This window comes from Pullulanibacillus camelliae, from assembly GCF_014642655.1.
Classification (GTDB): domain Bacteria; phylum Bacillota; class Bacilli; order Bacillales; family Sporolactobacillaceae; genus Pullulanibacillus; species Pullulanibacillus camelliae.
This window is the reverse complement of the sequence record NZ_BMIR01000001.1, coordinates 85791-103606: the sequence shown is the minus strand read 5'-3', so window position 1 is coordinate 103606 and position 17816 is coordinate 85791. Positions and strand designations below refer to the sequence as shown.

The 17816-nt window shown below is 41.0% G+C and carries 16 protein-coding genes; 15 read left to right on the top strand and 1 reads right to left on the bottom strand.

Features of this window, described 5'->3' with window-relative positions; all coding sequences use genetic code 11:
• Positions 1-46 precede the first annotated feature (46 nt).
• The 9 genes from IEW82_RS00425 (at position 47) to IEW82_RS00385 (ending at position 8835) form a co-directional block, all read left to right on the top strand.
• Positions 47-988, top strand: coding sequence for an ABC transporter permease (locus tag IEW82_RS00425; RefSeq protein ID WP_188687763.1), 942 nt, complete (start codon positions 47-49; stop codon positions 986-988).
• Positions 989-998: 10 nt separating this feature from the next.
• Positions 999-1817 carry an ABC transporter permease gene (locus tag IEW82_RS00420; RefSeq protein ID WP_188687761.1) on the top strand — a complete coding sequence of 273 codons (819 nt, stop codon included), beginning with the start codon at positions 999-1001 and terminating at the stop codon, positions 1815-1817.
• A gap of 153 nt (positions 1818-1970) precedes the next feature.
• Positions 1971-2864 (top strand): ROK family protein, encoded by an 894-nt coding sequence (locus IEW82_RS00415; protein ID WP_188687759.1) that lies wholly within the window; start codon positions 1971-1973, stop codon positions 2862-2864.
• 120 nt (positions 2865-2984) lie between these two features.
• Positions 2985-4043 carry a lactonase family protein gene (locus IEW82_RS00410; RefSeq protein WP_188687757.1) on the top strand — a complete coding sequence of 353 codons (1059 nt, stop codon included), beginning with the start codon at positions 2985-2987 and terminating at the stop codon, positions 4041-4043.
• Between the two features lie 166 nt (positions 4044-4209).
• Positions 4210-5289, top strand: coding sequence for a permease (locus IEW82_RS00405; RefSeq protein ID WP_188687755.1), 1080 nt, complete (start codon positions 4210-4212; stop codon positions 5287-5289).
• A 377-nt stretch (positions 5290-5666) separates the two neighbouring features.
• Positions 5667-6311 carry a L,D-transpeptidase family protein gene (locus IEW82_RS00400; RefSeq protein WP_229672137.1) on the top strand — a complete coding sequence of 215 codons (645 nt, stop codon included), beginning with the start codon at positions 5667-5669 and terminating at the stop codon, positions 6309-6311.
• A gap of 277 nt (positions 6312-6588) precedes the next feature.
• Positions 6589-6978 (top strand): YndM family protein, encoded by a 390-nt coding sequence (locus IEW82_RS00395; RefSeq protein ID WP_188687753.1) that lies wholly within the window; start codon positions 6589-6591, stop codon positions 6976-6978.
• 209 nt (positions 6979-7187) lie between these two features.
• Positions 7188-7364: a hypothetical protein gene (locus IEW82_RS00390; protein ID WP_188687750.1), complete on the top strand. Its 177-nt coding sequence runs from the start codon at positions 7188-7190 to the stop codon at positions 7362-7364.
• A gap of 1 nt (position 7365) precedes the next feature.
• Positions 7366-8835 (top strand): sodium:solute symporter family protein, encoded by a 1470-nt coding sequence (locus IEW82_RS00385; RefSeq protein WP_188687748.1) that lies wholly within the window; start codon positions 7366-7368, stop codon positions 8833-8835.
• Between the two features lie 171 nt (positions 8836-9006).
• Here IEW82_RS00385 and IEW82_RS00380 read toward each other — a convergent pair whose 3' ends face one another.
• Positions 9007-10605, bottom strand: coding sequence for an ABC-F family ATP-binding cassette domain-containing protein (locus tag IEW82_RS00380; RefSeq protein ID WP_188687746.1), 1599 nt, complete (start codon positions 10603-10605; stop codon positions 9007-9009).
• A gap of 417 nt (positions 10606-11022) precedes the next feature.
• Between IEW82_RS00380 and IEW82_RS00375 the strand changes: the two genes are divergently transcribed.
• The 6 genes from IEW82_RS00375 to IEW82_RS00350 all read left to right on the top strand — a co-directional run bounded on the left by IEW82_RS00375 (position 11023) and on the right by IEW82_RS00350 (position 17618).
• Positions 11023-12006 (top strand): C39 family peptidase, encoded by a 984-nt coding sequence (locus tag IEW82_RS00375; RefSeq protein WP_188687744.1) that lies wholly within the window; start codon positions 11023-11025, stop codon positions 12004-12006.
• Positions 12007-12120: 114 nt separating this feature from the next.
• On the top strand, positions 12121-12705 hold the full coding sequence (locus IEW82_RS00370; protein WP_188687742.1) for a YitT family protein: 585 nt from the start codon (positions 12121-12123) through the stop codon (positions 12703-12705).
• 790 nt (positions 12706-13495) lie between these two features.
• Positions 13496-14503 carry a LacI family DNA-binding transcriptional regulator gene (locus IEW82_RS00365; protein ID WP_188687740.1) on the top strand — a complete coding sequence of 336 codons (1008 nt, stop codon included), beginning with the start codon at positions 13496-13498 and terminating at the stop codon, positions 14501-14503.
• 5 nt (positions 14504-14508) lie between these two features.
• The gene (locus IEW82_RS00360; protein ID WP_188687737.1) at positions 14509-15741 is read left to right on the top strand and encodes a sugar ABC transporter substrate-binding protein; all 1233 of its coding nucleotides are present in this window, start codon (positions 14509-14511) and stop codon (positions 15739-15741) included.
• A gap of 125 nt (positions 15742-15866) precedes the next feature.
• Positions 15867-16766 (top strand): carbohydrate ABC transporter permease, encoded by a 900-nt coding sequence (locus IEW82_RS00355; RefSeq protein ID WP_188687735.1) that lies wholly within the window; start codon positions 15867-15869, stop codon positions 16764-16766.
• Positions 16767-16790: 24 nt separating this feature from the next.
• The gene (locus tag IEW82_RS00350; protein ID WP_188687733.1) at positions 16791-17618 is read left to right on the top strand and encodes a carbohydrate ABC transporter permease; all 828 of its coding nucleotides are present in this window, start codon (positions 16791-16793) and stop codon (positions 17616-17618) included.
• Positions 17619-17816: the final 198 nt, after the last annotated feature.

Here is a 17816-nt window from a genome sequence, read left to right as displayed (position 1 = left end):
CCACTAAACTGTTGCTGATTTTTAGAATATAAAGGAGTGACGAGGAATGGCTTATATCCTGCGCCGCCTTGTATTTTTATGTCTCACTCTCGTTTTTATCTCCATTATTACCTTTTTAGTCTTTCGTATCTTACCAGGAGATCCTGTTCAAATCATGCTGGGACCAGATGCAGACCCAGCCCGTATCACAGCGGTGCGTCATCAACTAGGCCTTGATCAGCCGTTATTCGAGCAATATATTCATCTTATTCAGGGGTTTGTAAAAGGAGATTTAGGAGAATCCTTGCGTTTTTCTATGCCGGTAAAAACATTGATCCTTGCCCGGTTGCCGCTTACTTTTTCTTTGGCGCTCATGTCTTTAGTGATTGTTGTATTCGTTTCTATCCCTTTAGGTGTTCTAGCGGCCATTCGCAAAAATAGCTGGGGAGACATCATCCTATCTTCCATCACACAAGTCGGGATGGCGATTCCTACTTTTTTTGTTGGCATGCTGTTAATGATCCTATTCGGATCAATGTTTCGTTTGTTTTCTCCGGGAGGTTACATTCCATGGGGAGAAAGCTTCTTTGGTGCACTTGGCTCGCTTTTGTTGCCAGCACTAACGATTGCTATCCCACAAATCGCTGTTTGTTTTCGCTATGTACGCAATGAGATCTTAGAGCAGACCACCATGGATTATGTCCGGACGGCACGAGGAAAAGGCGCAACGGAACGGGCCACATTATTTAAGCATATCCTGAGGAATTCTTTAATCCCCGTTTTGACCGTTTTTGGACTCATACTTGCTGAAGTCATTGCTGGTACAATCGTTGTGGAGCAAGTGTTCTCACTTCCTGGAATAGGGACGCTGCTTATTACATCGGTCAGCGGCAGGGATTTCCCTGTTGTCCAAGGCCTTGTATTGTATATTGCCTTTGTTGTCGTATGCATTAATTTTATAGTGGATCTGTTATATCGTGTGCTAGATCCGAGAATCCGATTAAAGTGAGGATAGAACAATGATACATAGCAAGAAAAAGAGAAACATGAACCTCATCATTGGTGGCACTATACTCCTCTTCTTTTTAACGATCATGGTCATTAGCTTTTTTTATACACCCTATGATGTAAATAAAATACAAGTCGCCAATAAATTGCAGCCACCAAGCAGTGCCCATTGGCTGGGCACGGATAAGTTTGGGCGAGATACTTTAAGTCGGATTATGACTGGTACGCAGACCGCTTTTTTTGTCGGTGCTGTTGTTGTGGTCATCGGGCTTTTCTTCGGGTCAATAATCGGTGGTTTAGCAGGTTATTTGGGTGGCTGGTTCGATGAAATTGTCATGCGCTTTATCGATGCACTCATGGCTTTCCCAGGGATTATCCTTGCCATCATGATTGTTGCTGTGTTTGGCACAGGGATTACGGATACGGCTCTTGCTCTTGGTGTGCTCGCTACACCAAGTATTGCAAGGATCGTGCGCAGTGGCTTCATGCAGAATAAGGATTTAGATTATGTGGTCGCTGCTCGGTCGATAGGGGTTTCGCCTCTTCGTATTATTTTCAAAGTCATCATGCCTAATATTTATTCGCAATTGATTGTCGCAGGCTCAGTAGCCTTTGCTGGTGCTTTACTCGCAGAAAGCTCACTAAGTTATCTCGGTTTAGGCGTACAGCCTCCTGACCCGAGCCTAGGCAGGATGTTAAGTGAGTCTCAGGAGTACATCACGGATGATCCATGGTATGCGCTGGCTCCGGGGCTCACCATTACATTTATAGTGCTTGGATTTTATATGCTAAGTAATGGGTTACGAGAATTGACCGATCGTCGTTCTTAAAAAAACCCTTTCAAGAAGTAGAAAAGATTGTATAATAAGAGTAGTGTGATCAATGATAACGCTTTGTTTTACTGAATTTTTTATATAAGAAGAAAGCTCATGATGTTTTACTTTGATGAACCATGTTGTTTTCTAATTAAAAGGGTGAATACAATGTATTATGGATCAATTGAAGCGGGTGGAACTAAATTTGTTTGTGCTGTAGGAAATGATCAAGGAGACATCCAAGAGGCCATACAAATCAAAACGGAAGCACCAGAAGTCACAATGCCGAAAGTGATCAATTTTTTTAAGCAATATTCGCTAAAGGCGATGGGCATCGGCTCTTTTGGACCCGTTGATATTGATAAGGGCAGTCGGACTTATGGCAACATCACGTCTACACCTAAGCTGGCCTGGCGGGATTATCCACTTGTTCAAACCATTCAAGAGGCTTTTCCTATTCCTATTGAATTTAATACAGATGTTAATGCAGCTGCCCTCGGAGAAGCGACGTTAGGGGCCGCGAAAGGTTTGGATAGCTGTCTTTATATTACTGTTGGGACAGGGGTTGGAGCGGGTGCAGTTGTACATGGCGAGCTCTTATCGGGGCTTTCACATCCAGAAATGGGACATATTCTTATTCCTAGACATCCAAAAGACACTTATGAGGGGAAATGCCCCTACCATAAAGGCTGTTTAGAAGGCTTAGCTGCAGGGCCAGCAATCGAAGCACGTTGGGGACAAAAAGGTGTTGCATTATCCGATCGTAAAGACGTGTGGGAGCTTGAAGCCTTTTATATTGCTGAAGCCTTAATGCAATATATATTAATCCTGTCTCCAAGGAAAATCATCCTTGGCGGTGGTGTTATGAAGCAAAAACAACTATTTCCGCTCATACAGGACAAGGTAAAAGCGTTATTAAATGGCTATCTTGCCTTGCCAGAAGTGACAGAGGCTATTGAGAGCTACATCGTTCCGCCAGGACTGGGAGACCATGCCGGGATCACGGGCGGATTGATTTTAGCAAAACAGGCAGAGCGTGCCTCGGAAAAGGCTAACATCTAAAGAAGCAGACACTAGGCTGACTCATTATGAGCCAGCCTCTTATTACAATGTTTATAAGAACGGACCCGGTGTAAAGTGATGATTGTGTCAATAATCATTTAGAAAATGGAGGGAAGAGCGATGGGGACACATGCGGTGGAGGTTGTTGTTGTAGGCTCCTATATGTCGAGCGATGAGGAAGCCATTCAAGTGTTGCGTTTTGATTCACAAACTGGCAGCTTGGAATATTTTACAGGCATTTCTGGTATTGAAGCACCTTCCTACCTAACAATGAATAGCACAGGAGAAAGGCTTTATGCTGTTAGTGAGGTTGAAGAGGGTGAACTAGTCGCTTATGGGTTTGACAAAGAAGAGAAAAAGCTGCAGGAAATCAATCGCCAATCGACTAAAGGAGCGGCACCGTGTTTTGTTAGCCTTGATCCGTCGGAACACTACGTGTTTACAGTCAATTATTTAGGTGGAAACGTATTGGCTTTTCCGATAGAAGACAAGGGCTCTGTTGGGCCAATTATGGATAGCATCACGCACTCTGGCCATAGTGTGCACGCTGAACGTCAAGAGGCACCGCATCCTCATACGATCGTAACCGTCCCAGCGACGAGAGATCAATTAGTCACAGACTTAGGTACGGATCATGTTTATATTTATCGGAATGAGGCAGAAGATGGGAAGCATCATTGGATTCTTAATGATCAAATTGAAGCGACCCCAGGGTCAGGACCGAGGCATGTGGCATTCCATCCCAATAAACGTCTGATTTACATTCTCCATGAATTAAATTCAACGATTGCAGTGTATGCGGTTGATGATCAAGAACACTTCCATTTGCTCGACACAATCAGCACATTGCCTAAAGGATTTGATGAAGAGAATACTGCGGCGGATATTCACTTGAGTCCGGATGGCCGGTTTCTTTATGCCTCAAATCGTGGCCATGATAGCATTGTTACCTTCAACATTTCGGAAAATGGAAAATTGGAAAATAAAGTGTTTACGCCGACTTTAGGGAAAACGCCGAGAAATTTTCTCATTACACCATCAGGGAAGCATCTTCTTGTAGCCAACCAAGATTCCGATTCAATTGTCGTTATGGATATCAATGATGAAGGTGTGCCAGTCGCTAATGGTCATACCTATACGATTAAAAAACCCGTTTGTTTGTCTTATAAAAAGCTATAAGGCTTGCTTGATTGAAATAAGAAAAACTGACCTTGTATAAGTCAATCCCTAAGTAGTATAAGCTTGCTTTGATGGATGCTTTTCCCAAGTGATATCAGATGACAAAATACGAGGCATTCGGTAGAATGATAGAGTTATTTATTTTTGATATTTGTGGGGGTTGACCATGAAGGAACCATTAAACACTCTATCTGCTGGCCCGACTTTAAGGCACAATAAGGCATGGCTGATCGGTGTGGTGATTTTTTTCATTGCAGTTATTATGGGTTTATTTTGGGCAAAATGGAATCCTTATTATCATAAAGCGTTTATTGCTGCGCATGATCATGTGATAGGTTCATCTTCTATTTCAGGTGATGGTCAAGCTGCACCAAATCCATCTTGGAAAGCATCATGGGATTTTAGTGTTGGCTATTTTCAATCGATCTGGAAGGCCTATTTAGTGGCGATTATTTTAGCATCTTTAGTGCAGGTAGCCTTACCGAAGGACTGGATCAGAAGAGTCTTGGGTAAAACCTCTTACGGAAGTACAGTGATTGCCGGTCTCTCTGCCTTGCCGGGAATGATGTGTACGTGTTGCACAGCGCCGCTTGTCGTTGGGATGAGAAAGCAATCGAGCTCCGTCTCGGCAGCCGTTGCCTTTTGGTTTGGCAATACCGCGCTTAATCCAGCGGTTTTAATCTTTATGTTTTTTACTCTTGGGTGGAAGTTTACTTTATTACGTCTTATTTTTGGACTCATTCTTGTCTTTGGTGTGAGCTATTTGGCGGGGCGAGTGGCTGTCAAAAATATGGATGTCCAACAATTTGTTGATAATATTGAACAAGGGGCTACACCTCAGGGCAATTTTGGATTGCGATGGCTCAAAAGCATTGGAGGTATTCTCCTTGTTACGATTCCGGTTTATATTTTAAGTGTGTTTGTCTTAGGTGCGTTTCGTGCATGGCTATTTCCGACCATTGGTCCTGAGTGGGGAAACAGCTTGCTCATAGTATTACTATTTGCTATCGTTGGGACGTTATTTGTTATCCCAACTTCTGGGGAAATTCCGATCATCCAAACCTTTATGAATTTTGGTTTGGGAGGCGGTCCTGCGGCAGTGCTCGCTATCGTTTTGCCGGTGATCAGTCTTCCTTCTGCACTTATGGTGCGCAAAGCTTTATCATGGAGAGTCTTGGGCTTTTTGGGGTTAAGTGTGGCTGTGCTCGGTGTGATAGCTGGTGGTATGGGTGCCATATTTTTATAAGTGTTGTCATAAAAGTATCTAGAAGAAATGTTTCTAGGTACTTTTTTTATACTATCAGAATGTATAACTCCGCTAACGCTTATAAAGGAAGATAGTATAAGTGTAACTTTAGCTTTCGCCATTAAAGCTTGGCGACAAGCCAAGTTTTCTAATTGACTAAGAAATTATTGAAATCATCAATTTGTGGGTAACTGTTTGTAAAATACTTAAAAAAGTAGATGAGATAACCTCCCTGCATTTCTTCGGACAGGAACGGGATCAGGAAGCCAAAAGGAGTCTGAAGTCAAGGCATCTCCTGATTCAACAAGATAAAGGCAACAATAGATGCTGCCAGTGTTAAGGCGAGCACCGTGTTTTTATTAGGAGGAGGCTTTTGGATGACGAACAGAAGTGAGGTTTATCGCAGGCTCTTGGAGCAGGTGAAAAGCTATTTCAAGGCGGAGCAGGTGATGTTTGTAACAGCGGAGGCAGAAAATCGTTCAGCCGCAGTACTTAGAGGTTATGAATATGGTGGGGAGACCTGGCACTACCTTTTTAGGATGCCTGCGGTGATTGGGAAGAAGGGTATCACTTTTGCGATGCAGGAGGGTGGCATGCGCTCACCTGCAGGCATATACACCATTAGTCAAGGCTTTGGGACTGAAAGCCCTCCTGAGGGAATCAGGCTTCCTTATAAGCAAACGTCGCCTCATGATTATTGGGTAGATGATGTAACTTCTGAAGATTATAATCGTTGGGTGGTTTATGAAGGTGATCCAAAAGCGCGCTGGCATTCTTTTGAAAGACTGCATATTCCGTTGTATAAATACGCTGCGGTGATCGACTATAACGAAGAGGCGATACCGGGTAAGGGAAGCGCGATTTTTTTGCATATTTGGCCAGATCCCAATGGATATACTGCAGGCTGTACGGCAGTATCAGAGGAAAATCTTTTAAGACTTTTAAAATGGTTAACACCTGAGAAGCATTCTGTCATCATTCAAGGGAGTAATGAGCAGCTTCATCAATTATTATTGCCGTGATAGTGTGGATATAGAAAGTCAAATCCTCAATATAATCACAAATATACTATTTTGAAGGGCTTGCTCAATCGACGCGATTTTTATTGATAGCTTTAATATTTTGGATATCTAACAAAAAGCAAGCAGTTGAACATATAAGAAAGTTCCTCTTCACTTGTGCGATAGATTAGAAACGAAAGTGAAAGTCAGCAAGTCTGAGCCAAGCTCCTCTTATAATGTTTTACGTATTGTGAAGCATAAGTATTTTGTGATTGGGCAATGTAGAAAAAAGAGGAGGGTGATTAAACTGAAACACTTCGCTCCGTTGCTTATTAAATTTATCATGGTATTCGCTGTGTTATATGTTGTAGCAGGTTTATTTTATGAATGGAGCTTTTCTTCTGTCCTTTGGACGAGCATTGTGCTAACTGTGGTAGCCTATCTAATCGGAGATTTATGGATTCTATCGACAGCAGGCAATGTGATGGCCACTTTAATTGATTTTATTTTAGGACTTTCTATCCTCTGGATTCTTGGCAATGTCTTTTTAGACAGAGCGGTATCTATGGTCAGAGAGCCAATGATCTCGGCACTGATAATTGCGGCTGGGGAATGGCTTTTTCATAAATATTTAGTGGAAAGATTGGATCGTCATGAAATGAAAAGTCGCCCTATGCTAGGAAAATAACTGGTCCCACAGTGTGGGCCAGTTATTTTTTCAATAGGTCTATAAGAAGTGATCAGTGGTTATTTTGGTGGGGAATCAGGAGGGTGCTATTTATTAGAGACTAAATTCGTTCATAAGTAAATAGATTGTCATTTCCCTGGTTTTATGTAAATATAGGTGTAATGACACATGTAATATTAAAATGCCGTAGAGGGGAAAGGGAGAACATTATGACAAAAAAGTTTCTTGCTATTATCTTTATTTTTTTTGTGCTAATAACGTATATCATCCCGTATACACTGCTTTCGCATGTGCATGCTTGGTATGGGAGCTTTTTATTTTGGGCTATTATAGCTCTGGTCATTATCGGTTTTAATTATTTCGTAACACGGAATTGGGGGAAGTAAGTTGAATACACAGTGGGTGTGGTTAGGCGTTATTATTTATATCATCTTATCTTTGCTTGTGGCGCTGATTTCAAGGCGAGGCAGTTTGACAGATATGGAAGGCTATTTTCTTGGTGGGCGAAAAATGAATGGATTTATGTCTGCCATGAGTTATAGTGCGACAACATATAGTGCCTTTATGATGGTTGGATTAGCAGGCCTGACGTATCAAGGGGGTGTCGGGGCATTAGGGTTTGAGATCGTCTATTTTATTGGCGTATCACTTGTTGCCCTATTTGGACCAAAATTTTGGTTGATTGGAAAAAAGAATGGTTATGTCACACCATCCGAGATGATTGGTGATCGTTATGAAAGTAAAGGCGTTGCTATGATTATCGCTTTGTCGAATTGTCTTTTCCTTATTCCTTATAGTGCTGTTCAGCTTGCTGGGGTGGGATACTTACTTCAAGGGATGACCAATAATGCCATTCCATTTACTGTTGGCGTGGTGTTGGCTACGGCATTAGCGCTTTTATTCTCAGTGATCGCGGGGATTCGTTCTGTCGTTTGGACCGATGCCTTGCAAGCGATAGTCATGATTATCACCTCTACTATTGTTGTTTTAATCGTGATTCATGGACTAGGAGGGTTTGGCCACTTCTTTACTACATTAAAAGAGAAGCATCCTGAATCGTTAGCGGTACCTGGTAATGGTTACTTTAGTTTTACCACATTTTTAAGCTTGACATTGCCATGGTTTTTCTTTAGTATGTCCAATCCACAAGTCAGCCAGCGCCTTTATATGCCAGGCTCATTAAGAGGCTTGCGCAATATGCTGATGGGCTTTCTTGTTTTTGGCTTTATCTATACCTTAGTGTCTGTTTTGTGGGGGTTTTCCGCGTTTGCTTATTTTCCCCATCTTGCAACGGCGGATTTAGCTACACCCAAGCTACTATCATCAAGCTTGGTACCGACTGCGTTGGGCATTATTGTTATGATAGGTATTTTAGCAGCAGCGGTCTCAACTATTGATGCGATTCTTTTAACCTTGTCCTCTCTCTTTTCGAGGGATGTCTACAATAATGTAAAAAGTGATGTGTCGGATAGGAAACAGCTTCAAGTTGGCAAAGTCGTTTTGCCGATCATTGCGATTTTGGCCTTTATCTTTGCTGAGCTGCAATTGAATTTGATTTCCGTTCTTTCTGTTGCTTCATCGGCAGGGCTAATTGTTGTCGTTCCGGCGATTTTTGGAACATTTTTTTGGAAAAGGGGGACGGCGGCTGGCGTCATAACCAGTGTGGTCATCGGGGCTATTGTCGTTCTTACTGTAGAGTTTTCAGGCATGAAACCACCACTGCAGCTTGGGTCAGGGGTATGGGGATTGATTGTATCGGCTCTTGTATTTATCATTGTAAGCTTCTTTACAAGAGCACCATCATCCTCCAAAACACAGGAATTTATGCGCATCAGGGTGACGGATGCTAAAGATTAGACATTAATAAAGCTGTCGAGAGGCTTCTCGGCAGTTTTTTTTATCATTAAGCAGGGATAAAATTTTGAGTGTTAATGGAGTGGAAATCGGCACCGTCCTCATGACCAGAAATTTTATAATTTCTTTTCTTTCAAAAAGAGCCGGGCATTTGCCCGGCCTTTATCGAGATTTTTATTGCTTCTGTAGCTGAAGCTCTAAATACTCATCATAAGTAATCTGCTTATCGAAAATACCTTCAGATTTAATCTCGATAATGCGATTGGCGATAGTTTGAACAAATTGATGGTCATGAGAGGTGAAGATCATTGACCCCTTAAAGTTCATCAAGCCGTTGTTCAAGGCTTGAATCGATTCTAGATCAAGATGGTTAGTAGGCTCATCAAGCAATAAAACATTGGAGCCGCTTAGCATCATTCGTGACAGCATACATCTGACCTTTTCTCCCCCTGAGAGAACGTTCACCTTTTTTAATACTTCCTCACCAGAGAAGAGCATGCGACCTAAAAAGCCTCTTAAAAAGCTTTCCGTTTGATCCTGAGGAGAATATTGGCGCAGCCAATCGACAAGATTCACATCGGTATTTTCAAAATAGGCATTGTTATCTTTTGGAAAATAACTTTGGGATGTTGTGACGCCCCATTTATAGCTTCCACTGTCAGGCTCTATTTCACCCATAAGAATTTTGAAAAGTGTTGTTTGCGCGAGTTCGTCACTTCCAACCAGAGCAATCTTGTCACCCTTATTCATGATAAAGCTGACATTGTCTAAAACCTTCACACCGTCAATGGTTTTGGAAATCCCTTGAACCTCAAGGATATCGTTGCCAGCTTCCCGTTCTGGTGTAAAGGCAACATAAGGATAGCGCCTTGACGATGGCTTAATATCATCCAGTGTGATTTTATCCAAAAGCTTTTTACGTGAAGTTGCTTGTTTCGATTTTGAGGCGTTCGCACTAAAACGAGCAATAAAAGATTGCAGTTCTTTGATCTTCTCTTCTTTCTTTTTATTGGCTTCTTGTGCCATCTTCTGAGCTAATTGACTGGATTCATACCAGAAGTCATAGTTTCCGACATAGATTTGAATTTTACCAAAGTCTAGATCAGCAATATGCGTACAGACGTTATTGAGAAAGTGACGGTCGTGAGAGACAACGATAACCGTATTTTCGAAATTGATGAGAAATTCCTCTAACCATTGAATCGCTTTGAGATCCAAGTGGTTGGTCGGTTCGTCTAGGAGTAAGATATCCGGTTTGCCGAACAACGCTTGGGCGAGAAGAACCTTGACCTTCTCAGAACCGCTGAGCTCTGCCATTTTTTTCGTATGCAAGTCTTCAGGGATGCCTAATCCCTGGAGCAAAATCGCTGCATCGGGTTCTGCCTCCCAGCCATTGAGCTCAGCAAATTCCCCCTCAAGCTCAGCTGCACGCATGCCATCTTCTTCAGTAAAATCTGCTTTAGCATAGATGGCATCCTTCTCCTGCATGATCTCATATAGACGCGTATGCCCCATAATAACAGTTTGCAGAACTTCATGTTCTTCATATTCAAAATGGTTTTGTTTCAATACAGCTAATCTTTCACCAGGACTGAGGTGCACATCCCCTTGTTGCGGTTCAATCTCGCCGGATAATATTTTTAAAAAAGTTGATTTACCAGCACCATTTGCACCGATAAGACCATAACAATTGCCAGGAGTAAACTTTATATTGACATCTTCAAACAGCTTGCGGCCACCATATTGCAGGCTGATATTATTTACACTTAACATTTCGCGCATTCCTCCATAGGTATTTCACACACCATTACTTAGACAGTCAACTCCATTATAACATGGAGTTGATGTCTTTAAAGCCTTGAATGAGAAAATCATAGTGTTAGTCATATTCTTTTCATTTTAGCCGAATGAATAAGTGGATAAACATATTAATGATGATGGAGCATAAGAGGGAAGAGACTATTAATATAAATTTAAGAAAAGTTATCTAAAATATAGCGCGTATTTAGTTAGGAAGCTTAAGGTCGATTATTTGCGGCTTTTTCGATACAATATAAAAAATAACAGTTTTAAATTTTGAAAGACTTATAGAAAATTAGTCATACGTGTATAAGCGAGAAGCATCTCTATAGTAAAATATGTGAATATTATGGTTTTAAACTAAATTTTACCAGCGTAGAGGAGAATGACATGAATAAATGGTATTCATTTTTTTTAGTGCTCATTACTGCAAGTGTCATGACAGCATGTCAAAATGAAGAGACTTCAACATCCCAGTCCACTCAGAAAGTAGAACAAAAGAGTGAAGCGACTGCTGCTAGTGCTGAGAAGCAAGTGCCTGAAAAAGTGCAGAGCAAAATTGAGACAACGGATTTTAAAACGACAGAAATACAAAAACAGCTTGAGGTGACGGCCTCTACTACAGGTATCAGGGAGGTTCCTGACACAGATCAGGATAAAATTGATGATTTGAAAAAGGATGAAAATGTAACGGCCTTTGAAGAGACGAGTATTGATGGCGAAAAGTGGTATCACGTTTCTTATCACGGGGATAAAAAAGGTTGGGTTCTTTCTGATGATGTTGCCCCTCTGACATCGAAGCATATTGATGCCCCTCTCGTCAAACAGCTCCCAGAGCTTCCCAATGGATGTGAAGTGACGAGTCTTGATATGCTCCTTCAGAGTGCGGGCATCGATGTTGATAAAATGACATTGGCTGATAAAATGACAAAGGTTCCGTTTGAGCAGAATGGAATTTACGGTGACCCTAATGATGGATTTGTTGGAAATATGTATCATGGGGCTCCGGGATACGCTGTGTATCATGGACCTGTAGCAAAACTAGCGAAACACTATCTCGGAAAGAGGGTCGTCGATTTAACAGGGAGTAATTGGGCGACAATTGAGAAGCAGTTGAATAAAGGGAAGCCTGTGTGGGTGATTTCTAATGTGCAATTTCGTAAATTACCCGATAGTTATTGGCAGGATTGGAAAACCAAGCATGGCACGATGAAGGTAACGATGCAAGAGCACTCGGTGTTATTAACAGGCTACGATCAAGATTATGTCTATTTTAATGATCCTTTAGCAGGTATCAAGGATCGTAAAGTATCCAAAAAGAATTTCGAAGAAAGCTGGGTTCAACAGCATCGTCAGGCTGTTTCCTATAATTAAAATGGGCGACATAGTGTATTTGAAAAATATGGACAGTGAAGCATATTCTTTGCTCCAAAACAATAAGATGGCAGGAGAAGCTTTGGACATCTGCTGTTAAGGAGATAATGAATAATGCGACAATCGACAGCCTTCATCGGTGTAGCCAGATATGGGATTTTATTAAGTGGTGCCATGCTTCAAGGTGTAGCAATGGCACTTTTTCTGTTTCCTCATCACATTCCTTCAGGGGGAGCGGCGGGATTAGTGATTATTTTGAATCACATATTCCATCTTCCACATGGCTGGGCGCTATGGCTGATCAATTTTTCTTTTTTAGTTTTAGCCTTTTATCACTTTGGTGCTGCTTGGACGTTTCGCACAATGTTTTCCGTCACAGTCACTTCTTATACGATACAAACGATTTATCATACTATGACGATTCAGCAGCATGATGTGTATATCGATCTGTTTTTTGGCGCGATTCTTTTTGGCTTGGGGGTGGGGTTGCTTGTGAAGCATGGCGCGTCAAGCGGTGGTTTACTTATTCCAGCGTTGATGATTGCAAATGCCCGCAAGCTTCCACCAGGGCGTACGATGTTTTGGTTAAATATAGCTGTCTTTATTTTGGCAGGGTTTCTTATTAATTGGCGAATCGTACTTTTTGCAATGATAGGTCAATGGGTATCTACGAGCATTATTGATTTGAATAATAAATAGCGGACTCAAAGCTTTCGCATGCCAGTGGAGGCTTTTTTTGTTTTGAGAGTATAGTGAATCGATTTCATAATTGTTTTTGACAGAAATAGAATTTCAGTTTTTCTTGTAAAATTTAGTACCTAGCTTTGGTCAATGACATATGCTTGCTTTCCGCTGGAGTCTCGCATATCTCCTTGTAATAAAAGGGTGGCCTGAGTATCTTGTAAAGGCTAAGATTTATGAAATTCGTTCATAGTTTAAGAAAAAAGTATAAGCACGAGCTATGGTATCCACCATCAAGATCTGATTTTTAGTCTTAGTGCGTACCATCAGGAATGACAAGCGAAAGCGAAGAGGGACAAGCAAAGCTTTTCTAATGAACATCATTCGTTCTATACACGCTAGGGCCACTGCTAAATGTGTGAGCTTGTTAGAATTTTAATTTTAGGGTTGACACTTAAAATGAAAACGGTTAAAATTTGAGACATCGAAACGTTTCACTTTATTATGCCGATGATAATAGTTCGAGATAAGAGGTGAGAAAATAGAAAATTAAAGATTGGCAGTAGCATGAACGGCTCTGTTTTCTATTTTTTACGCTATTGGAACGGATACGCTATTATAGAGAAACAATTAGAGGATGAATAGGTGAAGATTATCGGGAATCTTCTCCGGTGGATAAACGGGTGTGCGCTTTGAAAGGCACTGTTAATACCGAAAGCGGCTCAACAAAAATTTTACGCTTTTATTCGAAACGTTTCAAATAGCACAATGAATAGAAAAGGGATTTTCAGATGAGGGTGTTGATATCGTGGTAACTATAAAGGATGTAGCAAAAAGGGCCAATGTTGCTGTTTCCACGGCTTCATATGCATTAAATGGTGTTAAGAAGGTCAGCGAAGAAACACGGAGAAAGGTATTACAAGCAGCGGAGGAGCTAAACTACCGTAAAAATGGGTTTGCCGCAGATTTAAAAAAGTCAAAGACACAAACCATTGCGTTAATTCTAAGTGACTTATCTGGTCCCTTCTATTCGGAGTTAATACGAGGTGTTCAAGATATTGCAGTTGACCATGGTTACGACTTGATTGCCTGTAATTCTTTAGGAGGGCAAAATTCAACAGCTGCAAAGTTTTTAACAGAAAGGCGCGTCGATGGGTGCATCATCTTAGCGCATAATATTACGAATGAAATGATTGAAAAGTCTGCGAGTCCTGCTTTTCCGATTGTTTTACTCGATCGACAACTTGAGAGGGCCCATACAGTCCCCATCATCGTTGATAATAAAAACGGCGGTTACAAAGCGACAACGTTCTTAATCCAAAAGGGGCATAACAATATTGCCTTTATTGGAGGACCAGCTGATTCACATGATGGGCAAATGCGCTTTGAAGGTTATTTAGAAGCCTTACAGGAGCATCACATTGATTTTCAAAGCAGATGGAAGGTCACGGGAAACTTTACAAGAGAAGGTGGGGAGCTGGCGGCGAAAATCATAGCGGCTCAAGATGAGCGGCCAACGGCAATCTTTGTTGCTAATGATGAAATGGCCCTTGGTGCTATGGAATACTTTCAAAAAGTAGGCATCCGCGTTCCTGAGGATATTTCAATAATAGGGTTTGATAATATTTTGGAATCGAAATACACGGCACCTAAGCTCACGACGGTACAGCATCCTAAATATGAAATGGGGGCGCTTGCCTCACATGTCATTTTTCAATTATTGGATGGGGAAGAGACGGAAAAATCGTTTACGCTTCATACCGAGCTTATTATGCGTGAAACAGTGATAGATATAATGACTAAATTAAGGGGATGAATAGAATGAAGAAATGGCTTTGGTCATTGCTTTCCGTCGTATTGATTGCTAGCTTTGTCTTAAGTGCATGTGGCAAATCAGATAGCAGCTCTGGAGATAGTAAAACCATTACCGTATGGGCAATGGGTGATGAAGGCAAACTCTTAAAGAAATTAGTGCCTGGTTTTGAAAAAGAGGAAGGGATAAAGGTTAAGATCCAATCCTTACCTTGGGACAGCGCGCATGATAAACTGCTAACAGCCGTTGCCTCAGGAAAGGGCCCAGATGTCATCCAAATGGGAACATCATGGATGCCAGAATTTGCTGACGCTGGTGCATTGTTAGATTTATCAAAGTATATGAAAGACCATCCTGATTTTAATGAAGATAACTTTTTCCCTGGTGCAGTAGAATCAATGAAGTATGATGGCAAGGTCTATGGAATTCCATGGTACGTAGAAGCAAGGGTCCTCTATTATCGCAAGGATTTACTCCAAAATGTTGGTTATAATGAACCGCCAAAAACATGGGATGAGTTAGTCGATGCTGGTAAGAAGCTAGCTGCCAGAAATGATAAGGATTATGGCTTAGACTTAGACCTTAACGATCAAATTACCCCATTTATGTTTGCTTGGCAAAACGGGAGTGACTTTGTGACAAAGGATGGGAAATTGAACTTTAATACCAAGGAATTTAACGATGGGATTAAATACTTTGCCAACTTCTTTAAGCAGGGCATTAGTCAAAGCACAACAGGGTTGGATATTGGACAAGCCTTCAAAAAAGGCATCAAACCGATGTTTATCAGTGGCCCATGGATGGTGCAAACTGTTAAAGATCAAGGCTTAACTTACGGAAAAGATTGGGGCATTGCCGTATTGCCTAAAAAGGTCACGAATACGTCTGTCATGGGCGGATCTAACTTCGTCGTCTTCCACAATACGAAAAAGGTGGATCAATCTCTGAAGTTTATCGAGTATATGAATAAGGTGAAAACTCAGCTGAAGTGGAGAGAAATCTCTAATGATTTACCAGCAAGAACCGCAGCCTATGATGAGGATAGCTTAAAGAATGATCCAATTGTATCTGTGTTTAATGAACAGTTACAAGATACCAAGGCTCAGCCACAAGTCACACAATGGGAAGCAATTTCAAAAGATATGCATGATAATTTGGAAAAGGCGATCAAAGGAAACGAAAATATGGATAAAGCCTTGGATGATTTTAGGGCACAAGCCAAAGAAGAAATGAATAAATAGTTTCCATTATTAAGAGGCTTTAGATAAGTGGTGCCTGGTCCAGAAACCCTGAGCCAGCACCATTTATTCTTTTTTCTAAATATATCTTAATCGGGAATATTAGAATTGAGATGGGTGGGATAACAATGGCTGAGTTTTTCAAAGACCTGTATAAAAATAGGCATCCTTATACGTTCATTACTCCAGCAGTTCTTTTACTAATTGTATTTGCTATTTTGCCAATTTGCATTGCACTAGTGATTAGCTTTACAGATATGGATTTAAAAGGGTTAGCTGATTGGTCAACCATTAATTTCGTAGGGTTTAAAAACTATGTGGACTTATTTACGGATGCTATTTTCCTCAAGTCGATCTTTAACACTTTTTTCTATGTCGTGATTGGTGTGCCTTTGGTCATTATTTGTTCACTAGGTGTTGCTTTGCTCTTGAACTTTGGCAATAGCTTTATCTTCAAGCTATTCAGAGGCATTTACTATATGCCGGCGATTACCAATATCATTGCTGTTGCCGTCATTTGGGGCTTCTTATACAACATTGATTACGGTCTCTTTAATTATATTCTTTCTCTTTTCCATATTGATAAGGTGCAATGGTTAGAAGACCCACTCATCGCAAAGTTTTCATTAATCATATTAGCTGTCTGGAAGGGCATAGGGCTAAATATGCTCATCTTTTTAGCCGCTCTACAAGGCATACCAAAGTCCTATTATGAAGCAGCTGAAATAGATGGGGCAAAGGGCTGGCAAAAACTCATTTTCATTACCATTCCCTTACTGCGTTTTGCGACATTTTTTGTGACGATTACTACGCTCATCGGCTGGCTGCAGTTTTTCGAAGAACCTTTTGTGATGACTAAAGGCGGTCCATTAAATGGTACGGTTTCCATCGCTTTATTTATTTATCAAAAGGGTTTCCAAGACAGTAACTTTGGTTACGCAGCGGCAGGGTCCTTCGTGCTCTTTATTATCATCATTATTGCGACCCTGATCCAATTTAAACTGAGAAAGTCTGATGTCGAGTACTAAAAATGTGGAGGGTGGTTTTAAAAAATGACTGAAAAAGTGAAACGTCAGACCGTCAAAACGATTGTTACGCTTGTGTTAATCATTGGAGGCATCCTTGTTGCCATTCCCTTTATTTGGATGATTTTGAGCTCCTTTAAGCCCGATGCAGAAATTCTAGAAATCCCACCTACAATCATTCCAAAGCATGTGACCTTTCAGCATTACATTGATCTCTTCCAGCAGCTGGATTTTGGTATCTATTTAAAAAATACTTTGATTCTCGTTGTCTTTGGCTTCGTTGGTATGTTTTTCAATGCGATGGCGGGTTACGCCTTTGCCAAATTTAATTTCAGAGGGCGCGAAAAGTTTTTCTATTTAATTTTAGCCACCATGATGATTCCAGGTCAAGTGACGATGATACCTGTCTATCTCATTTTAAATCAGATGGGTTTAACCAATACGATGGCAGGTATTATTTTGCCAGGGCTCGTTGCGGCATTCAGCATTTTTCTATTCAGGCAGTTTATGACGACGATTCCGACAGATCTCATTGAGGCAGCGCGATTGGATGGTGCGGGGGAGTTTTTTATCTTCTTTCGTTTAATTGTTCCCGTGGCCAAGCCGATTTTTGCAGTCCAAGGGATCTTAGCCTTCATTGGTGCTTGGAATAATTTCTTATGGCCGTTGATTATTGCCAACGATGAAAGTCTTTATCCACTCTCAGTTGGTTTGCAGCTCTTACAAGGGGAGCATGGCAATGAGTTTGGCTTGCAAATGGCGGGATCAGCCTTTATGGTTGTGCCGATCATTATCATTTTCTTTATCTTCCAGAAATATATTGTCGAAGGCTTTACAATGTCTGGATTAAAATAAAAGGTATTGTTGCATTGGGATTGCGTCTTTACTGGCGTAATCCCCATTTTACGTATCTTCAAGTACTTGTCTCTCATTCCTTTAATGTGGCATGCCTTGTAAGGGGAATAAATTTTTTTGAAGAAAATATTAATTAATAGTTGTGATTTTTCTTGAAAACACATATAATGAACATGAGGGTTTGTAATCGATTACATT